General features: G+C 45.8%; 20 protein-coding genes. 7 read left to right on the forward strand and 13 right to left on the reverse strand.

Features of this window, described 5'->3' with window-relative positions; translation table 11 throughout:
* Nucleotides 1–45: 45 nt before the first annotated feature.
* The 4 genes from FD975_RS06850 to FD975_RS06865 are packed head-to-tail and all read right to left on the reverse strand — an operon-like array spanning nt 46 to nt 5,362.
* A complete protein-coding gene (locus FD975_RS06850) occupies nt 46–2,535 on the reverse strand; it encodes a DNA internalization-related competence protein ComEC/Rec2 (protein ID WP_251371169.1) in 2,490 nt (829 codons plus the stop codon).
* Between the two features lie 4 nt (nt 2,536–2,539).
* Nucleotides 2,540–3,400: a TatD family hydrolase gene (locus FD975_RS06855; protein ID WP_215301325.1), complete on the reverse strand. Its 861-nt coding sequence runs from the start codon at nt 3,398–3,400 to the stop codon at nt 2,540–2,542.
* Complete coding sequence (locus tag FD975_RS06860; RefSeq protein ID WP_215301327.1) at nt 3,397–4,107, reverse strand: ABC transporter ATP-binding protein; 711 nt, start codon at nt 4,105–4,107, stop codon at nt 3,397–3,399. Before FD975_RS06860 ends, FD975_RS06855 begins: the two co-directional genes overlap by 4 nt.
* Nucleotides 4,100–5,362 carry a lipoprotein-releasing ABC transporter permease subunit gene (locus FD975_RS06865; protein WP_215301329.1) on the reverse strand — a complete coding sequence of 421 codons (1,263 nt, stop codon included), beginning with the start codon at nt 5,360–5,362 and terminating at the stop codon, nt 4,100–4,102. Before FD975_RS06865 ends, FD975_RS06860 begins: the two co-directional genes overlap by 8 nt.
* Nucleotides 5,363–5,429: 67 nt before the next feature.
* Between FD975_RS06865 and FD975_RS06870 the strand changes: the two genes are divergently transcribed.
* The 4 genes from FD975_RS06870 to lysS all read left to right on the forward strand — a co-directional run bounded on the left by FD975_RS06870 (nt 5,430) and on the right by lysS (nt 10,855).
* Nucleotides 5,430–6,389 carry a hypothetical protein gene (locus tag FD975_RS06870; protein ID WP_251371170.1) on the forward strand — a complete coding sequence of 320 codons (960 nt, stop codon included), beginning with the start codon at nt 5,430–5,432 and terminating at the stop codon, nt 6,387–6,389.
* Entirely contained in the window at nt 6,386–8,131 is a 1,746-nt protein-coding gene (gene recJ, locus FD975_RS06875) for a single-stranded-DNA-specific exonuclease RecJ (protein WP_215301333.1), read from the forward strand. The genes FD975_RS06870 and recJ overlap by 4 nt, the downstream gene beginning before the upstream one ends.
* A gap of 28 nt (nt 8,132–8,159) precedes the next feature.
* Nucleotides 8,160–9,264, forward strand: a protein-coding gene (gene prfB, locus FD975_RS06880; protein WP_215301335.1) for a peptide chain release factor 2 whose coding sequence is annotated in 2 segments (ribosomal slippage) — nt 8,160–8,240 and nt 8,242–9,264 — 1,104 coding nt in all. Because the reading frame shifts where the segments join, the coding sequence is not laid out codon by codon here.
* 34 nt (nt 9,265–9,298) lie between these two features.
* Complete coding sequence (gene lysS / locus FD975_RS06885; protein WP_215301337.1) at nt 9,299–10,855, forward strand: lysine--tRNA ligase; 1,557 nt, start codon at nt 9,299–9,301, stop codon at nt 10,853–10,855.
* A gap of 88 nt (nt 10,856–10,943) precedes the next feature.
* Here lysS and FD975_RS06890 read toward each other — a convergent pair whose 3' ends face one another.
* From FD975_RS06890 to FD975_RS06905, 4 genes are all read right to left on the reverse strand, one after another.
* On the reverse strand, nt 10,944–11,072 hold the full coding sequence (locus tag FD975_RS06890) for a DUF3149 domain-containing protein (RefSeq protein ID WP_215301339.1): 129 nt from the start codon (nt 11,070–11,072) through the stop codon (nt 10,944–10,946).
* An 80-nt stretch (nt 11,073–11,152) separates the two neighbouring features.
* Complete coding sequence (locus tag FD975_RS06895; protein WP_215301340.1) at nt 11,153–11,605, reverse strand: OsmC family protein; 453 nt, start codon at nt 11,603–11,605, stop codon at nt 11,153–11,155.
* Between the two features lie 38 nt (nt 11,606–11,643).
* Complete coding sequence (locus tag FD975_RS06900; RefSeq protein WP_215301342.1) at nt 11,644–12,024, reverse strand: rhodanese-like domain-containing protein; 381 nt, start codon at nt 12,022–12,024, stop codon at nt 11,644–11,646.
* A gap of 47 nt (nt 12,025–12,071) precedes the next feature.
* A complete protein-coding gene (locus tag FD975_RS06905) occupies nt 12,072–12,557 on the reverse strand; it encodes an isoprenylcysteine carboxylmethyltransferase family protein (RefSeq protein WP_215301344.1) in 486 nt (161 codons plus the stop codon).
* Between the two features lie 173 nt (nt 12,558–12,730).
* Here FD975_RS06905 and FD975_RS06910 point away from each other — a divergent pair, with 173 nt between their 5' ends.
* Nucleotides 12,731–13,093: a sirohydrochlorin chelatase gene (locus FD975_RS06910; protein WP_215301346.1), complete on the forward strand. Its 363-nt coding sequence runs from the start codon at nt 12,731–12,733 to the stop codon at nt 13,091–13,093.
* Here the strand turns inward: FD975_RS06910 and cobA are convergent.
* The 4 genes from cobA to FD975_RS06930 form a co-directional block, all read right to left on the reverse strand.
* Nucleotides 13,016–13,876 (reverse strand): uroporphyrinogen-III C-methyltransferase, encoded by an 861-nt coding sequence (cobA, locus tag FD975_RS06915; protein WP_215301348.1) that lies wholly within the window; start codon nt 13,874–13,876, stop codon nt 13,016–13,018. The two genes, FD975_RS06910 and cobA, sit on opposite strands and share 78 nt — an antisense overlap.
* Nucleotides 13,877–13,896: 20 nt before the next feature.
* Nucleotides 13,897–14,439 carry a DUF934 domain-containing protein gene (locus FD975_RS06920; RefSeq protein WP_215301350.1) on the reverse strand — a complete coding sequence of 181 codons (543 nt, stop codon included), beginning with the start codon at nt 14,437–14,439 and terminating at the stop codon, nt 13,897–13,899.
* A gap of 13 nt (nt 14,440–14,452) precedes the next feature.
* Entirely contained in the window at nt 14,453–16,180 is a 1,728-nt protein-coding gene (locus tag FD975_RS06925; RefSeq protein WP_215301352.1) for a nitrite/sulfite reductase, read from the reverse strand.
* Between the two features lie 192 nt (nt 16,181–16,372).
* A complete protein-coding gene (locus FD975_RS06930; RefSeq protein ID WP_215301354.1) occupies nt 16,373–16,645 on the reverse strand; it encodes a hypothetical protein in 273 nt (90 codons plus the stop codon).
* Nucleotides 16,646–16,795: 150 nt separating this feature from the next.
* On the opposite strand from FD975_RS06930, the gene FD975_RS06935 reads away from it, so the two are divergent.
* Both FD975_RS06935 and FD975_RS06940 read left to right on the forward strand, forming a co-directional pair.
* Entirely contained in the window at nt 16,796–17,572 is a 777-nt protein-coding gene (locus tag FD975_RS06935; RefSeq protein WP_215301356.1) for a ferredoxin--NADP reductase, read from the forward strand.
* Nucleotides 17,573–17,680: 108 nt separating this feature from the next.
* Nucleotides 17,681–17,845 (forward strand): hypothetical protein, encoded by a 165-nt coding sequence (locus tag FD975_RS06940; RefSeq protein ID WP_215304013.1) that lies wholly within the window; start codon nt 17,681–17,683, stop codon nt 17,843–17,845.
* A gap of 4 nt (nt 17,846–17,849) precedes the next feature.
* On the opposite strand, the gene FD975_RS06945 is transcribed toward FD975_RS06940, so the two are convergent.
* Nucleotides 17,850–18,842: a YeiH family protein gene (locus FD975_RS06945; protein ID WP_215301358.1), complete on the reverse strand. Its 993-nt coding sequence runs from the start codon at nt 18,840–18,842 to the stop codon at nt 17,850–17,852.
* Between the last annotated feature and the right edge of the window lie 2 nt (nt 18,843–18,844).

Genomic DNA, 18,844 nt, shown 5'->3' on the forward strand with positions numbered 1-18,844 from the left:
TTTTAAATTATACACACCATACACATCACATATGCTTATATTGATCTACTCTCCTTTTCGATGCCATAGGCGCTGACTATGCTGGCGCCAAAATATCGGCTCACTCTGGTTTAACTCCGATTTAGCTGGAAATTCCCAAACCTGCGCACCAGTGCTTGGTGTTTGATAGAAAGGAATATTCATACTTTGATATCGGGCTGTGACTGTTGAATGTGGATGCCCATAACGATTTCGATAGCCGTTCTGTGCAAATGCTTCATCGGGATTTAGTGCGGTTAGGAGATTTTGGGATGAGGATGTTTTGCTACCGTGATGTGGAGCCATAAATATCAGCGCCTTGTCTTGTAAGTCATTGAGTGCTTCTTGGGTTAAGCGCTCAGTGATATCGGCTTCACCCTGCTTCTCCACATCACCCGTTAACCAGAACGAAGTGCTTGTGTTACGAACCTCCAGAACACAACTAACTTCATTAGGCTTCCTAGGGTATTGATCTTCAAAAACTGTTAGCTCATGCGGATGCCAAATATGAAACTCCACCTCATCCCATGACCATTGCTGACCGAAGCGACAGGGAATCGCAGGAATCTTTCTGCCCTCTAAATTTGCGAGCAATGGGTTGGTGCTCGGCAAGGATCCCATCATCGAGTCAAACCGTATTTCTTTTAGAAGAGTTGGGGCTCCTCCAATGTGATCGCTATCACTATGACTAATCACCATGCGATCAATATGATTAATCCCTCTCCCTCTCAGATAGGGCAGGATGATTCTTTGGCCTGCATTATCTTTTCCTTGAATGGGTCCAGTGTCATATAGCAATCGCTTTGTTCTAGTTTCAATGAGGACTGCCGTACCTTGACCAATATCGAGTACAGTTGCGCGAAACTCACCTAGAGACAAATTAGTATTTTGACTTGGGTGGATAAATAAACTCGTAGTGAGTGCGAGCCCGACGACTCTAGAAAACCAACTCTCTCGAATGGATCCAGGGCGAATCGTCATGATGATGCCGACAGTTGAAAATACTATTGCCCACCAAGCCGGCTGACTGGACCAGACTACTCCCCATCTCCAATTAGCCATCCAAGCCAGCATGATAGCTAGGTAATCCATCGTGGCATGGGCCGATATTAAGAGCCACTTACCTAGGAAGTCAGGCAATAAGGCGCCCGCAATCGCCAGAGGGGTCACGATATAACTCACCACAGGAATGGCAATTGCATTTGCCAATGGTGAAACTATCGAGACTTGATAAAACCAATATAGAGTTAATGGCAAAAGTGCGATAGTAACAATGGCCTGTATACGACAAGCCTCTTTAAGTGCTTGAGACAATCTATATCGCCAACCAAGCTCCAGCTCTCTGCCAGTGGGTAGCCCCAATAAACCATCTGAATCCTGCATGGCGAACAAAATTGCCGCTACCGCCCCAAATGAGAGCCAGAATCCCGGTGTATAGGGCGCCATTGGATCAATCAGTAAAACAACAAAGAGAGCCCACCACCAGATATCAAATGATCGGGGGTTTCTACCTGACCATAGAGCAAATGCGACCACTCCCACCATATACATGGTTCGTTGCGCTGGAATCTGAAATCCAGCCAACCACGCATAGACAAATGCCGTCAGAAACCCAACTGCTGCAGCAAACTTACCAACAGGTATTAAGAGCGGCAGAGCATTACGACGCCATAAAAAGGTTGCCAGCATCGCACCGAAGCCAGCCAGCATCGTTACATGAAGGCCCGATATGGATATGAGATGCCCAATACCAGTGGCATTAAATACACGCCAGTCTTCTTGGTCTATCGCATTTTGGTCGCCCATGACCAATGCTGCAATCACCCCACCATAACGTGCACCCTCTGGAAGCAGACGCTGAATTTTTTGTCTTAATTTCCAACGCTGATATTCCATGGCTAGAGCGAACTCAGATATGCCAATATCTTTTTCAAGTAGTAACTTGCCAGACCTAATTGATCCAATGGCACCTAAGTCTTGATGAAAAGACCAACGCTCAAAATCAAAGGTATAAGGATTGAGAGACCCATAAGGCCTTTTCATTTTGACTTTGAACTCCCAGCGCTGACCCGGAATAATTTGAGGGATATCTTGAGGGTTACGCCATGCTGGCTGCCAGCTTAAATACACCTGCGTAGGAAATGAATCAATTGACTCCTTGCCTAACCATGCCTGATCAACCTCAAAAGAAAACTTAGCGCCACCAGGAGAACTTTGTGGCAAGGCATTGACTCTACCTTCAAGAACAAAATCCTTGTCCTCATACTCGATTGATAGAACATGAGTCAGTCGACTTTGTGCGTAATGTGCATTCCAAGCAAATCCCAAAGCAAAACAGCATGTAGTGAGTAATGCGCTGCTTACATAGCAATATTGAATTAACAAGCGATTGATGTAGACGCTGGATAGAGAAATGAAGATGGTTGTTATGCATATCCAATGCCAATACTCTGGCACAGCAGGCAAAATTAGAAGAAGCGATCCCCCGGCGATGAACGCCGCAATATTGATGCGCAAGTTCTTAAGAGGCGGACTGTGGGTTTAATTTGTTAGCCATTAATAATGACCAACGGGGCAATACCTGCATCGCGTTTTGCCAAACTACTTTTGAAAATACGTCTTCACTAACACCGCGAATACCAGCTAATTGCTGAGCAATTCTGGGGAGTAAAGCGGGCTCATTGAATTGCCCACCCTCTTCCCTAAGCCATGCCGGGGGAATATCCGGCGCATCCGTTTCAGTGACGATGCTTTCTAGCGGCAGATCCTGCAATAGACGGCGAATCTGCAATGCCCTATCGTAGGTTGCCGCCCCACCAAATCCCAGTTTGAAACCCAATTCAATAAATTGTTCAGCTTGCTGATGGCTCCCGTTGAATGCATGCGCAATACCGCTAGGCACTTTTCTTTTGCGTAGGGCTTTGAGAATCGCATCTTGTGAGCGGCGCACATGCAAAATGACTGGCAACTGGAATTGTTGAGCCAAATCGAGTTGCTTATGAAAGTAATACTCTTGGCGCTGAGGGTCAAGGCCCTCGACAAAATAATCTAAGCCAATCTCACCAATACCTACAAATCGAGGATCGTTCAATGATTGCTCAATTTGCTTCTGAAGAATCTCGATATCACTCTCTTGGGCTTGATTAATGTATAGTGGATGGATGCCCAGGGTATAAACCAAGCCTGGAATTTGATTACTAAATTGGTCTACTAACTCTCTAACCTTAAGCCAATCAGACGATTGAACTGTAGGCAGTAAGACCGCTTTAATACCTTTACCTGCCGCTCTTGAAACAATCTCGGAAAGGGAGATTGAAAACTCCGGCGCATCTAGGTGGCAATGGGTATCAACCCATACGAGCCCTTTACTAACCTCGCTCATTGGGCGAAGGTCTTTAATACTCCACGCTCTAAATGCAAAATCCGGTCACAACGTTTAGCGCGAATAGGATCATGGGTCACAATCACGAAAGCAGTACCCTGCTCACGAGCAATATCTAACATCAAATCAAATACGCCATCGGCAGTTTCAGTATCGAGATTACCCGTTGGCTCATCTGCTAAGACGCAAGCGGGATTACCCACTAAGGCACGGGCAACAGCAACTCGTTGACGCTCACCACCAGATAGCTCACCTGGGGTATGTTGAACTCGCTTTGCTAGACCGACCGCATGCAACATCGTATTGGCACGTTCCATAGACTCTTCATTACTCAGCCCACGAATACGTAAAGGTAATGCGACATTTTCAACTGCGCTGAATTCATCTAAGAGATGATGGAACTGATAAATGAAACCCAAACTCTGATTGCGCAATTGATCTAGTTTTCTCATTGGCAATTGATGGAGATTTTCTCCAGCAAGGATGACTATCCCTGCGCTAGGCGTATCTAAACCACCCAATAAATGCAGTAAGGTACTTTTGCCTGAGCCAGAGGATCCTACTATGGCTACCTTCTCGGAAGCGTTTACCTGTAAATTAATTTCCTTAAGAACATCAACTGCTGTTGGTCCTTTGCCATAGGTCTTTGCTAGGTCGGATGCACTCAGAATCACACCACTGTTTTTTTCATTCTTGAAATTACTCATAGCGCAATGCCTCCGCAGGCTGAACTTGAGCGGCACGTCTACTTGGATACAGGGTTGCTAATATAGAGAGGCCGAAAGCCATAAGACCCACAGTAACAACATCAGATAAACGAACATCGGATGGAAGTTCGCTAATAAAGTACACATCGCGGGGCAAGAAGCGCACTCGGAAGATTGCCTCTATAGCGGGAACAATCACATCAATATTTAAAGCGATAAGGAGCCCCAAACCAACACCGGCTAGAGAGCCCAGCAATCCAATCGCTAATCCCTGTACCAAGAAGATGCGCTGAATGAGTCCTGGACTTGCGCCCATCGTTCTCAAGATGGCAATATCGGCCTGCTTCTCATTCACCGTCATTACTAAGGTAGAAACCAAATTAAAGGCAGCTACAGCAATAATCAGAGTCAGGATGATGAACATCATCTTCCTTTCAGTTTGAACTGCTGCAAACCAATTCCGATTCGAGCGTGACCAGTCGCTCACCCATAATGCTTGCGGAACAACCTGGGCTAACTCAGATGCAATCTCTGGTGCACGTTGCATATCATCGACCTTCACGCGCAAACCAGATGGATCCTGTAAACGTAATAAAGCGGCGGCATCTTTCCAATGCATGATGGCAAGGGAGCTGTCGTACTCATAATGGCCACTATCCACAATGCCGACGACTTGAAGGGTTCGCATTCTAGGCATGGCGCCTGCAGGAGTCAGATCACTTTCTGGAACGATCAAATTAATACGATCGCCAACACGTGCGCCAACCATATTGGCAAGTTGTGCACCTAGGGCAACACCAAAAGTCCCTGGCTTGAGATCCTCAATGCTGCCGGTAACAAATTGTTTTGGTAGATCGGAAACCTTACCCTCCTCGCCTGGAAGCACACCTCTGATAGCGACGCCACGCATCACACTATCGCGACTCAATAAACCTTGTGAGCTCACCATGGGGGCGACACCAACAACGTGAGGCTGAGCAGCGACCTTGAGGGCAACCGGCTCCCAATTGGCCAAACCATCTGGGGCAGTAATTTCAACATGCGAAAGGACGGAAAGCATCCGATCGCGCACTTCCTTTTGGAAGCCATTCATGACCGAAAGCACCACAATCAGGGCGGCAACGCCTAAAGCAATGCCTGCCGTGGAGATTCCGGAGATAAAAGAAAGGAAGCCATCACGCTTACCCACGGTCTTCCGACGCTTGGATCGGGTGTAGCGTAGGCCAATTTCTAGCTCAATAGGAAGTCTCAACATACATACAGTTTAGTGAATTAAACGAGCCAACCAATGGAAACTGTAAATGCCACCTAAAATCAGGGGAATGACTGCTAATTTGACCTCCCCAGTAAGTGCTTTGCGACGCTTTACCCTGATGGTGTCAGGTGAAGATGCTATTGACGCTGGATTGGACCAGAATACCCCGCCAAGTGGACTGCCACAAGAGCGGTTTCTATTAGGTGACAGGCTCCCAATAGCTCCGATATTGCTATTAGGTCAGAGTGACTTGACGATCAATCCAAATGAAACCATAGCCTGCCTTCAACCGGTGCACCTGCACGCTACCCGGGATCACTTGATTTTGATGGCACAAAGTCAGATAGATCTGACTGAAAATGAATCTGCCGGATTACTAAATGTTGCCCTCCCCTTTATTGAAGAGGATTTTGGTAGCAAAGTCTTATTCCAAGGGCAGCGTGATTGGTTTATTCCAGCAGGGCCGTTTGCCAGTCTAGCCACTCACTCCATTGATCAAGCACACGGGCGCAATATCGATTGGTGGATGCCACGCGATACCAGTGAAATTGGTATAGCCAAGCTCTGGCGCAAACTCCAGAATGAAATTCAGATGCTCTGGCATATTGACGCAGTCAATCTAGAACGGGAGCAACGCGGATACCCAGGTATTAACTCGCTGTGGATTAGCGGCATCGGCAAACTAGCGGATATTCAGACTCCTCAATTGTTTGAGAAAGTAAATCAGATATATGGAGATCATGCCCTTCTACCTGGATTGGCAAAGTATCTTGGAATTTCCCAGCAGAACGAACTTGATTTCTCAAAACTTCAGAATGCCTTTGCGTGGATTGATCGCCCTGAGAGCATTTGGGATAACTTAAGCAAAGCGCTTCTCAATCAAGAATTGCATGAGATTGAAATTATCGATTTTCCAAAGGGTCAAACCCGCCACAGAATCTTTACAGCTAAAGACCTACATAAAAAATCTTGGGCCTTCTGGAAAAAATCAGCACCCTTAACTTGGTCAGAAATCATTTCAGCATGAGTGTATTTTCTCAGCGCCCTTTCTCTGATCGCACGGCTAGCTGGCTTCAGCAAAGCGGCCTTCACCCATTACTAGCCAGACTGTACGCGGCTCGCGGGATTGATAAACCCGATGAACTCTCTTTGGATCTTAAGCAACTACTCTCACCAGTAGAGCTAAAGAACTGTATTAGCACCGCAAGCCTACTTGCCGATATTCTGGAGCATAAGGAATCTATGTTGGCGGTAGCGGACTATGACTGTGATGGCGCTACTGCCTGTGCTGTTGCACTCCGAGGCTTAAAGATGTTGGGTGGGCCAGATACACCCATTAAATTTTTAGTGCCGAATCGTTTTACGATGGGCTACGGACTAACACCAGAGGTGGTGGATTTAGCTGCGCAGCAAACTCCCAAACCCAAATATCTCATTACGGTGGATAACGGTATTGCTAGTGAACCTGGTGTTGATCGAGCTCGCGAATTGGGCATGGAAGTCATCGTGACTGACCACCACTTACCGGGTGATCGATTACCAAAAGCGACTGCAATCGTGAACCCCAATCAGCCTGGCTGCACATTCCCAAGCAAAGCGCTTGCAGGCGTGGGGGTGATGTTCTATTTATTGGTGGCTCTTCGTGCAGAACTTCGCAAGCGCGGAAAATTTACTGCTGAGACTCAACCTAAAATCGAGAACTTATTAGATCTTGTGGCCTTAGGTACTGTTGCAGATGTGGCGCAACTTGATCGCAATAACCGCATCTTGGTTTCCAATGGTTTAAAGCGTATTCGCGCGGGAGTGTCACAAGCAGGTATTCAAGCACTATTTCAAGCCGCAACACGGGATCCTCGTAAGGCTAATACCTTTGATTTAGGTTTTGCCATTGGACCTCGTCTTAATGCTGCAGGACGCTTAGCAGACATGACTTTAGGTATTCGTTTATTGCTTAGCGATAAACCTGACGAGGCTATTGAACTAGCATACGAACTAGATCGCATTAATCGCGAGCGACGCGTCATTGAAAGCGGCATGCAAGAAGCTGCCCTCGCCCACCTTGCTGAAGATCAACTGGCAGGCACCATGGCCGAGCGCTCTAGCATTTGTCTTTGGAATGCAGAGTGGCATCAAGGCGTAGTTGGTATCGTGGCATCCCGCCTCAAAGAACGTTTTAATCGCCCTGCAATTGTGTTTGCCCCTGCTGATGGTGCTAGCGGAGAAGAATTACGTGGTTCCGGCAGATCGTTGACAGGCTTTCATCTACGCGATGCTTTAGATATTGTTTCTAAACGTGAGCCAGGTCTGATTCTCAAATTTGGCGGTCATGCCATGGCAGCGGGTCTGAGTATTAGAAAAGCGGATTTTGAAAAGTTTGATGCAGTTTTTCAAAATGTTGCCAATGAATTACTGAATGATGAACTGTTAGAGCGTCGCCATATTCATGATGGCTCCCTCGATCTTTCTGAGTTCACACCAGAAACGGGCGATCTTCTTGCCGAAGAAATCTGGGGTCAGGGCTTTCCTCAGCCCATTTTTTATGGGGAATTTGAGGTCGGACAACAAAGCCTCATGAAAGAAAAACATCTGCGCTTACAGCTTCGTCCGATTGGGGATGGCCAGTTAGCCAGCAAACCATTTGCCGGCGTTTGGTTCAACCGGACTCAGCCCTTGCCAGCCAAGGCCAAGCTGGCCTATCGCCTAGTAACTGACCGCTTTCAGGGTCAAGCTCGCGTACAACTCATGGTTGAGGCCCACGACGAGGCTTGATCTGCAATAACCCCCTTATAATTAGGGGATGGAAGCCGAACAACTCAATATTATTTCAAATACCTTGTCCGATCTGCTCACCCGTGAGCAAGCACTTCGGGGGTATCTTTGACTTCGAAGTAAAGTCACGACGCCTTACTGAAGTTAACTCTATTCTTGAAGATCCCACCATTTGGGATGATCAAAAGAAAGCACAAGCCCTCGGCAAAGAAAAGAAATTGCTTGATGGCGTTGTTGCCACCCTCACCGATTTAAATAGCAATATCACTGGTGCCATCGAACTGTTCGACATGGCCAAAGAAGAAAGTGATTTTGAAACGATTGGCGCTATTGAGCAAGATGTTGAGAGCTACAGCAAGATCATTCATGATCTTGAGTTCCGCCGTATGTTCCATAACGAGATGGATTCCTGTAATTGCTTTATTGATATTCAAGCAGGCGCAGGTGGCACAGAAGCTTGCGACTGGGCGAGCATGCTCTTCCGTCAATACCTCAAGTATTGCGAACGTAAAGGCTACAAAACAGAAATTCTGGAAGAATCTGATGGTGACGTTGCTGGCATTAAGAGCGCCACTATCAAAGTAGATGGTGAGTATGCTTACGGCCACCTCCGTTCAGAGACTGGTGTGCATCGCTTGGTACGTAAGTCCCCATTTGATTCATCAAACGGTCGCCATACTTCTTTTGCCAGTATCTATGTTTACCCAGAGATTGACGACTCGATTGAGATTGATGTCAATCCAGCAGATATTCGTACTGACACCTATCGCGCCTCTGGTGCGGGTGGTCAGCATATTAATAAAACCGACTCTGCAGTTCGCTTGACCCACCTTCCAACTGGCATTGTGGTGCAGTGTCAGAATGATCGAAGCCAACACCGCAATAGAGCTGAAGCGATGACGATGCTCAAATCTCGCTTGTATGAGCATGAGATGCAAAAGCGTCGTGCAGAGCAAGACAAGCTTGAGGCAAGCAAAACTGATGTGGGCTGGGGTCACCAGATCCGTTCCTACGTGCTCGATCAAAGCCGCATCAAAGACTTACGTACCAACGTTGAGATTTCCAATACACAAAAAGTATTGGATGGCGATCTTGATGCCTTTATTGAAGCCAGCCTGAAACAAGGCGTTTGATTCATTCCCCCTATTCCAGTTATTAATATTACATATGAACGATCAAGTGAACTCCAATCCTAACCAAGTGGCAGCCACTGAAGCTGTTGATGAAAATCACATCATTGCCGAGCGTCGCGAGAAATTAGCCAAGTTACGCGAAGGCGGAGTGGCGTTTCCAAATGACTTCGTACCGACCCACTTAGCTGCAGATCTTCATACTCACTATGACATCCTCACTAAAGAAGAATTAGCCGCCAAGAAGGTGCATGTCAAGGTTGCAGGTCGTATGGTGCTCAAGCGCGTCATGGGCAAGGCTAGTTTTGCGACCATTCAAGATCGTAGCGGTCAGATTCAGTTCTATATCAATGATGAAATCAGTGGTGCCGATATTCATGGTGCATTTAAGCACTGGGATATGGGCGACTTTATCTCTGCTGAAGGCAATCTCTTTAAAACCAATAAGGGTGAGCTCTCCGTTGAATGTAGCAATCTGCGTTTACTCAGCAAATCATTGCGCCCCCTTCCAGATAAGTTTCATGGACTCTCAGATTTAGAGACCAAGTATCGTCAACGCTATGTTGATTTAATTGTGAACCCAGAGAGCCGTAATACTTTCAGAGCGCGTAGTAATACGATTGCCTCATTGCGTCGCCATATGCTTGATGCGGACTTCATGGAAGTTGAAACACCGATGCTCCACCCGATTCCTGGTGGTGCTACCGCTAAGCCATTCATTACGCACCACAATGCTTTGGATATGCAAATGTTCTTGCGCATTGCTCCAGAGCTCTACTTGAAGCGCTTGGTAGTAGGTGGTTTTGAGCGTGTCTTTGAAATTAACCGTAACTTCCGTAACGAGGGCGTTAGCCCACGTCATAATCCAGAATTCACGATGATGGAATTCTATGCAGCCTATACCGATTACCGTTGGCTGATGGATTTTACGGAGAACTTAATTCGCTCTGCTGCAATTGATGCGCAAGGTACTGCCGTTCTGAACCATCAAGGTCGTGAACTTGATCTCAGCAAACCTTTCCAGCGCCTCACGATTACCGAAGCGATTCTGAAATATTGCGGCCAATCCAATAAGAGCTATGAGCCAGCCCAACTGGAAGATGCCGCATTTATTCGTGCTGAATTGAAAAAAGGTGGCGAGAACCCAGATTCCCCAACCCTGAAGAATGCCGGTATTGGCGCCTTGCAACTTGCTTTATTTGAATTGGTTGCCGAGTCACACCTCTGGGAGCCAACTTACATTATCGATTACCCAATCGAAGTCAGCCCTCTCGCTCGTGAATCCGATACACGTCCTGGCATTACTGAACGCTTTGAATTGTTCATCACGGGACGTGAGATTGCCAATGGCTTCTCCGAGCTAAATGATGCCGAAGATCAGGCCAACCGCTTCCGCAAGCAAGTGGAACAAAAAGAAGCAGGTGATGAAGAGGCGATGTACTTTGACCATGACTTCATTCGTGCGCTGGAATATGGCATGCCTCCAACTGGTGGCTGCGGTATCGGCATTGACCGCTTAGTCATGCTACTAACTGACGCACCTAATATTCGGGATGTGATTTTGTTCCCTCACTTGCGTCGCGAAGAAGAGTAATTAGCTCAAACTCTATTTCTAGAAATCAAAAAAGCCGCAGGAATTAAATTCTGCGGCTTTTTTCTTGCTTGCCTGGCTTTGCTTTTATTTATTCGCCTGCAGCAATCTTCTTTAAGAACATGCGGACAAAAAATACTGCCATGCCAATGATGAACAATATTACTGCCAAGCTGAGCTGGCCAGCGAAAGTGCCAAACAATTCTTTAAATAAGACCATCTCTATCTCCTTTGAAATTTCCTAATACCACTTTAGGCTTTTCAAAAGGAGACTGTTTTGACCCAAATCAAAGGAAAGCCTTATATCGTTGGATATAACTGCTGATTATTAGAGTCGATCACTGTCACATTAACTGGGATGCCCAGGCTAACACTAGAAGATACGGTACAAAAGTCCTGAAACTGAGCCAATACTCGATCCAGGTTTTCTAGATTTGCACCTGGAACACCAATATGAATATCAACGTAGATCGCCAGAATGCGTAAGCGGTTTTGTTCGTTTCTACCAATCTCGCAACGCGCCTTGGTTTCTATCGGCTCCGGATTTTGCTTAAACTTTCTTAAAGCGAATAGCAAGGAGTCAGACAAGCAATTGGCTACACCAGCCAATAAAAACTGAGATGGCGTAGCACCTTGAGACCTTCCAAGGGGTGGCGGCTCATCGCCATAAACCGGATCACGTTCCTCGTTGTAATAAATAGCAAATTGATAATCAGACTGTTGAACTAGTCTCACTGATGGGGATTCACTCATATGAACTCCTTAAATGATGGCTTTTAATATTACAAAGATTACTCAAATACTACGGGCTCAGGCTTTGCAGTTGGGTTACCTGCTTCGCTCCAAGCATCAAATCCGCCACTAATTGATTGAACATCTTGATATCCCATCTCGTGCAATGCTTTTGCAGCCAAGGCCGCCCTTCCACTTGTCTTGCAATAGAGCACAATCTTTAAATCTCGAGCACTGAGTGCCGGATTGCCACTTAACTTAAATTCAAGCATCCCTCTCGACATATGGATGGCACCAGGAATATGCCCGCTTGCATACTCATCCGCCTCACGGACGTCTAGCAAAATATCTGCATTCTGAATTGCCTGCGGTGCATCAGCCAAGCTAACTTCTTTGATGCTGCTCTTGGCAAGGGTAACTAAATCATGGGCTGTTTTCATCTAAATTCCTTTTATTTACATTTAATAACATTATATATAAATATATACTAATAGCAGCCTGGAATCAACTTTTTAACTCTTTGCTGATAATCTTTGTATGCAGGAAATCGTTCAACCAGCCAAATCTCCTCCCTTTTTGCCTTGATATCAAACAATACAAATAAGGCAATTGCATAAGCCAAAACATACGCACCAGGGAAGATCAGGAACCAAGCAAGTGCTGCCAGAAGCACCCCAAAATAAATCGGGTGGCGAACATAACGATAGAGGCCAGACTGCACTAATTGCGAATTATCTTTTGGACATGGCAAGGGGGTAAGATTTTTACCAAGATTAATCACAGCAATAAGCATCACCAAGATTGACATCAGGCCAACCGAAATACCACACGACATAAAGATGTTTTTAAGAGGCTCGGAAGTCAGTAAATCTGGCCCCCTAGGGCCGAATAAAATCAAGCCAATCAGAATTGCTTGAATAAGGACATACCAAGCGCCACGTTCAACAATAGATTTTGGAGTCAAGGTGTTCATTGCTAAAGCCCGATGGGGAGAATGTCACAGTCTACCCTTAACAGCAAGTGATGACCATCTCAAATGTCTCGTTCGTTATAAAGGCAATCACCCTCTTATCATGGCATTAAAGACACTCAGTGAAATTCAGGGTAAGCTTTGAAACATAAAAGAATATCAATCAGAAGGATTGCATGAAAGCCCTCATTTTATTTGGCCACGGCGCCCGTGATGTTCGCTGGCGCGAACCATTTGACCGATTAAAGGAAAAATGGGTAGCGCAGCATTCCAATATAGTTGTTGAGCTCGCTTTTTTGGAGATGATGGCGCCGAGCCTCGAGGAAGCTATAGGCTCTTTAGTATCTCAGGGGGCCAAACAGATTACGGTTCTGCCCGTATTTTTTGGGCAAGGCGGCCACTTACGTAATGACTTTCCCGTCCTACTCGCCGCTTGTCGTAAAAAATTTCCTGAAATTACTTTAAGCGCTACGCCGGCAGTTGGTGAGGACGATGCTGTTTTGCAGTCCATCATTGAGTACGCTGCAAGAACCATCTAAGTCTGAGGACAGTACTTGTGGCTTTTGTCTTAACGCTTCGCCAATCATAATTAATGCTGGTGAAGCGGTGTTAAACCACTCACTTGCTTCACCATTAGCTAATTGAGCAAGGGTACTGGACCAATGACGTTCATTCTTAGTACTGACAGCCTCTAAAATATGGACAGGCGTCATATCGTCGTGCTTGGTATCACCCTCAATTAATTGCTTAGCAATACTTGTTGCATCTTTACGCCCCATGTAATACACCAAGGTATCTGCATTGGGTTGCGCCAGAGGGGCATGTTCTGATTTTGAATGATTGTCGCCACCTAGGACTCGTCCTTGCGCTACAGTGACAAAAGCTACACTTCTACTAACGCCTCGCAAGGTGAGTGATTGCTGCATAGAAGCAGCACCAGCTAAAGCAGCAGTAATGCCAGGCACGACTTCCACTTCAATACCAGCTAGCTTGAGTGCTTGGATTTCTTCATCAGCACGACCAAACATCATCGGGTCGCCACCTTTTAGCCTAATAATGATTTGATGCTTTTTTGCCGCATCTACTAAGCGCTTATTAATAAAATGCTGCGCGGAAGAGAGCTTGCCGCAACGCTTACCTACGGCTACCTTTGTTGCTTGAGGGCAAAGCTCCAACATTGTTGGATCCACCAAGGCATCATGAAATACGATATCTGCCTGCGCCAATAATCTTGCACCACGCAAAGTGATGAGGTCTGCAGCACCAGGGCCCGCCCCGACCAAAAAAACCTTACCAAGCTCTGGAGTATTCGTTGTAGACATTCACTATTTCTCTGAGATGCTTAGGCAATGGTTGCGCGTTGATCGCGCCAGCTGTTTTGCGTAACTACCGAAAAAAGATCAAACTGTTTGAGAGCAATCTCGAGGTTTTGATCTGGGCGCAGTTCAAAAGCATCAAAGCCGACACGCGCACCTTGTAGAAGCTGGTCAATTATGACATCACCAATGGCACGCACCTCACCTTGCCACTCAAAGCGGTCTCTTAGAAGAGCAGCAGTGCTAAAGCTTCTACCATCTCTGAAAATAGGGAAATGTGCCCCAACCACCGGCCAGAGTGATTTACCCTCCTCAATGATTTCAGGGTGCTTCAGAATGTCATCGTCGGCTGCGAACCAAACACCAATCTCGCCTTTACCTGCTCTACCGGCTACATCAGCGTTCTTGTGATGCGTAATCCACCAGTGGAATGGCACTAGAACCTTATGAAATCCATGCTCTAAATCTGGAATGCCGCCTTCATCGCGCTCGCCATCCCATACCTGCCACTCATTGGCAATCACGGTTGGCTTTCCGTCTTTAGGGTAATAAATAATTTTTTGATTCATAGTGTTTTTGTAATTAGACCGCTGCGCCCTTGGAGTGTTTGCCATTATTTTTATAGGCGGCTTCCTTAAATGGGATCACACCCAATCTGCGATAGGTCTCAATAAAAGGTTCGTCAGTTGAGCGTTGTTCTACATAAGTGTTAATGATGCTGATCATCACATCCGGAATTTCATTAGCGTAGAAAGAAGGTCCAATGACCTTGCCGATAGAGGCATCATTACCTTGATCTCCACCTAAAGTAATTTGATACCACTCTTCGCCATCCTTATCGACACCTAGAACTCCAATGTTGCCGACATGATGGTGGCCGCAGGAATTAATACAGCCAGAAATATTCAAACTAATATCACCTAAGTCATGCAAATAATCCAAGTCATCAAATCGCTCTTGTATAGCTTTAGCTATCGGGAGCGATTTAGCGTTAGCGAGCGAGCAGAAGTCACCACCGGGACAGGCGATGAGATCTGTGAGTAAGCCAATGTTAGGCAGTACAAGATTGTAATTTTTTGCCGCTCGCCAAAGATTCAACAACTCTGCTTGCTCCACATCAGCTAAAACTAAGTTTTGTTCATGTGTTACGCGCAGTTCACCAAAACTATATTGGTCGGCCAAGTCAGCGATGGCATTCATCTGAGCGCTAGTGGCATCGCCAGGGGCAGCAGTACCATGGGGCTTGAGCGACAGAATAACGCAGGCATAGCCAGGCACTTGGTGTGGCTTGACGTTGCGCTCCAACCAGCGAGTAAATGCAATCTTCTCATTGGCATCTAACTTGGATTGAGCATGAGACTGTAATTGCTCATCACTTAATACTGAAAGTATTTTGTAGTTTGGCTTAGTAAAGTGCTTAGCGACACGCTCCCACTCAGCTTGTGTAAAGTTATCTTTACCCTGCTTAGTTGCATTATGAAGTTGAGCCCACTCACCCTCCACTTGCCGTGCGAATTCTTCTGGGCCTAAAGCCTTGACCAAAATCTTGATCCGAGCCTTGTAGATATTGTCACGTCGACCAAAGCGGTTATATACGCGCAAGAGTGCAGTTAGGTAACTAGGTAGAACCTGCCACGGAACATTCTGCTTGATGAGTGAACCCAGGATCGGAGTACGGCCCATACCACCACCAGCATAGATATTTGCTGTCAACTCACCATGGTTGATGCTGGGATTTTTCTGGAGCTCAATGCCAACGTCATGACAAAGCAATACAGTGCGATCTTCTTTGGCACCATTAATGGCAAACTTGAACTTACGTGGCAAGTGCGCAAACTCTGGATGAAGTGTTGACCATTGACGAAGTAATTCACAGATGGGTCTGGGGTCGACGTATTCATCGGCCGCGACTCCGGCAAAGGCATCACTCGTAATGTTGCGAATACAGTTACCTGATGTCTGAATCGCATGCATCTCTACTTTGGCTAACTCAGCCAAGATGTCCGGAGTCTGCTCTAACTCCACCCAGTTAAATTGAATATTTTGACGAGTCGTAAAATGGCCATAACCACGGTCATACTTATCCGCAATGAACGCTAGGGTTCGTAACTGCTTTGCACTTAACAAACCATATGGAATGGCAACGCGCAGCATATAAGCATGGCGCTGATGGTAGAGCCCGTTTTGAAGCCGAAGTGGGCGGAATTCTTCTTCAGCGAGAGTGCCATTAAGGCGACGCTCAACCTGGTCTCGAAATTGGGTAACCCGCTGGTCTACTAGCGTTTGGTCAATATGGTCATATTTGTACATAGCCTGTACATTGTCTAGTTATAGTCATATTTCAACAAATAATTAAATGTTGAATCTATATATCTTTATTGATATATAGAAGCTTTCTGTTTAACCCCCTAAAGGCTGCTGACAAGAAGAGATTGGAATTTAGAGTTAGACGCTAAATTCTGGAGGGTCACTATGCATGGATAGGCCATCAGCCTGCGTCAATCAATAAGTAACGGCTCTTTCAAATTCCTCATCTACCTCAGCCCGATCCTGAGCGAGTACATGCTGAGCAATCAAAAACACTCCTGAAAAAAAACTAATGCAGACTAATAAACCAAAGGCATGAAATTGATTAAGGCCGTTCTGATTAAGAACCTCAAGATAGCTAGCGCCTTCTAGGGCAAGATGAGTAGACAAGCTCAAAAGAGCCAAACCCAGCAAAACTCTAGCTAAAGTTAAAAATAAAGATTTTTCGCTTGTTGGTTTTATGGACATAAGACTTCCTTCAAATAGGTATAAGAGGATCTTATGGGCTTGGTGTTTATAAGTAAAAGAATCCCTTTTTATAAGCTAAATACTTTTATATCTATAGAGCTATCCCAAGAATGAGGATAATTAAACTTTAAACCTCATTTTTAAGCGTTTATGGCAGCCTACAATACTGAAACCGTTCTTACCGTTCATCACTGGAACGACACCCTCTTTAGCTTCACCACCACCAGAAATAAGGGCTTACGCTTTCGTAGTGGCCATTTTCTAATGATTGGTTTAGAGGTTGAAGGCAAGCCATTAGTACGCGCCTATAGTGTGGCGAGCCCAAATTACGAAGAGCATTTGGAGTTCTTAAGCATTAAGGTTCAAGATGGCCCCCTCACCTCACGCCTTCAGAAGATTCAAGTAGGCGACCCGATTTTGGTGAGCGAGAAATCCGTTGGCACCTTGGTGATTGATGATTTAAATCCAGGCAAGCATCTTTACCTTTTTAGCACCGGCACAGGACTAGCGCCCTTCATGAGTATCATTCGCGACCCCGATACCTACGATAAGTTTGAAAAGGTAGTATTGATACATGGTGTTCGTTTAGTGAGCGAACTGGCTTATGGCGATTACATCAAGAATGAACTCACTCAAGATGAGTACATTGGTGAAATTATTCGAGAAAAACTCATTTACTATCCAACCGTGACTCGCGAAGCTTTCAAGCACACTGGCCGTTTAACGACCGCTATTGAATCCGGCCAACTTTTTAAAGATATTGGCTTGCCCCCACTAGATCCAGCAGTAGATCGCGCGATGATCTGTGGCAGCCCCTCAATGCTGAAGGAAACTGCTGAAATGCTCGATTCAAAAGGCTTTAAAGTCTCGCCCAGCCTTGGTCAATTAGGTGACTATGTATTTGAACGGGCTTTTGTAGAAAAGTAAGCTAAGCCATATACCTAAAAGTAATTTAGGTATCGCTATATGTTCGTTGTGAATGCATAGATCCCTTGGTAAATTATCTTCAATACGATTTTTTACCAAGGAAGCCAGATGTCCCCCGCACGCGAACACTATAACCCCATCATTACCCAGCTTCTGCGTGAGCATGATCAACTGCCTCATGAAAATGTGATTGAGCGTAAAAGTTTTCAGCGCAGAATTCTGTTCTTGATGACCACCATCAAGATGGCAGAGTTTGAGGATTCTTACGCTTAAGTAATTACAAAGTACTTGTAATAAAGATTAATCCGATTGCCGCAATAAATATAGTCTCAACAACTAGCATCACTACAGGCTGGCAGCCTAACTTAGCCAGCTCTTGAAAATTAGTCTTTAATCCAGCCGCACCAATAGCAATCACCAACATCCAGCGGGAAACGCCACCAATAGAGTGCGTAATAGAGCTTGGCAAAATCTGCATGGATGCAACAACTGAGAGCGCCACAAATCCTAATAGGAATGTTGGTATCAGGCGTAGGCTACCCCAACCCAAGCGCTGAGACGATTTCTCAGCGCCAAAGAAAATAGAAATAAACAAAACCACCGGCAGAAGAAGTGCAACTCGGAATAGCTTTACAACCGTAGCTACATCCCCTGCCTCAGGCCCAAATAACATACCCGCTGCAACTACCTGCGCTACATCATGAATAGTAGCGCCTAGAAAGATGCCTGCAGGTAATGAGGTAATGTTGAGCAGCTGTAGAGCGAAGGGGTACACCACCATTGCAATAGTGGAGAGTACGGTAACACCAACCACCACCAACAAAGTAAAGCGCTCATTCTCTTTTGATTTTGGCAGCACTGACGCAACTGCCAAAGCAGCTGAAGCACCGCAAATACCAACAGATCCACCGGCAATCAAACCAAAGTCTGGTGAGAGCTTTAACAGCTTCGCGAGGAAAAAGCCCAGAGATACCGTGGCTGCAACTGCAAGGATTACCATCAATCCGGTATTCAATCCGATGGCCCCGATATCCGAAAATGTAATGCGAATTCCAAGGAATGCAACGCCCAAACGTAAAACTGTTTTTGCACAGAAATCAATCCCCGGCTTAACCGTCTCATTGAGATATAAAAAATGAAGTGATAAGCCGATCAATAAGGCATATAACAATTGCGGCCCACCATAATTCTCAGAAAGAAAGCTGGTAGACATAGCGATGACAAGACAAACTAGAAGCCCTGGAATATTTTTCCGCGTAGTCGTCAGCATAA

The organism is Polynucleobacter sp. AP-Jannik-300A-C4 (genome assembly GCF_018688335.1).
GTDB lineage: Bacteria > Pseudomonadota > Gammaproteobacteria > Burkholderiales > Burkholderiaceae > Polynucleobacter.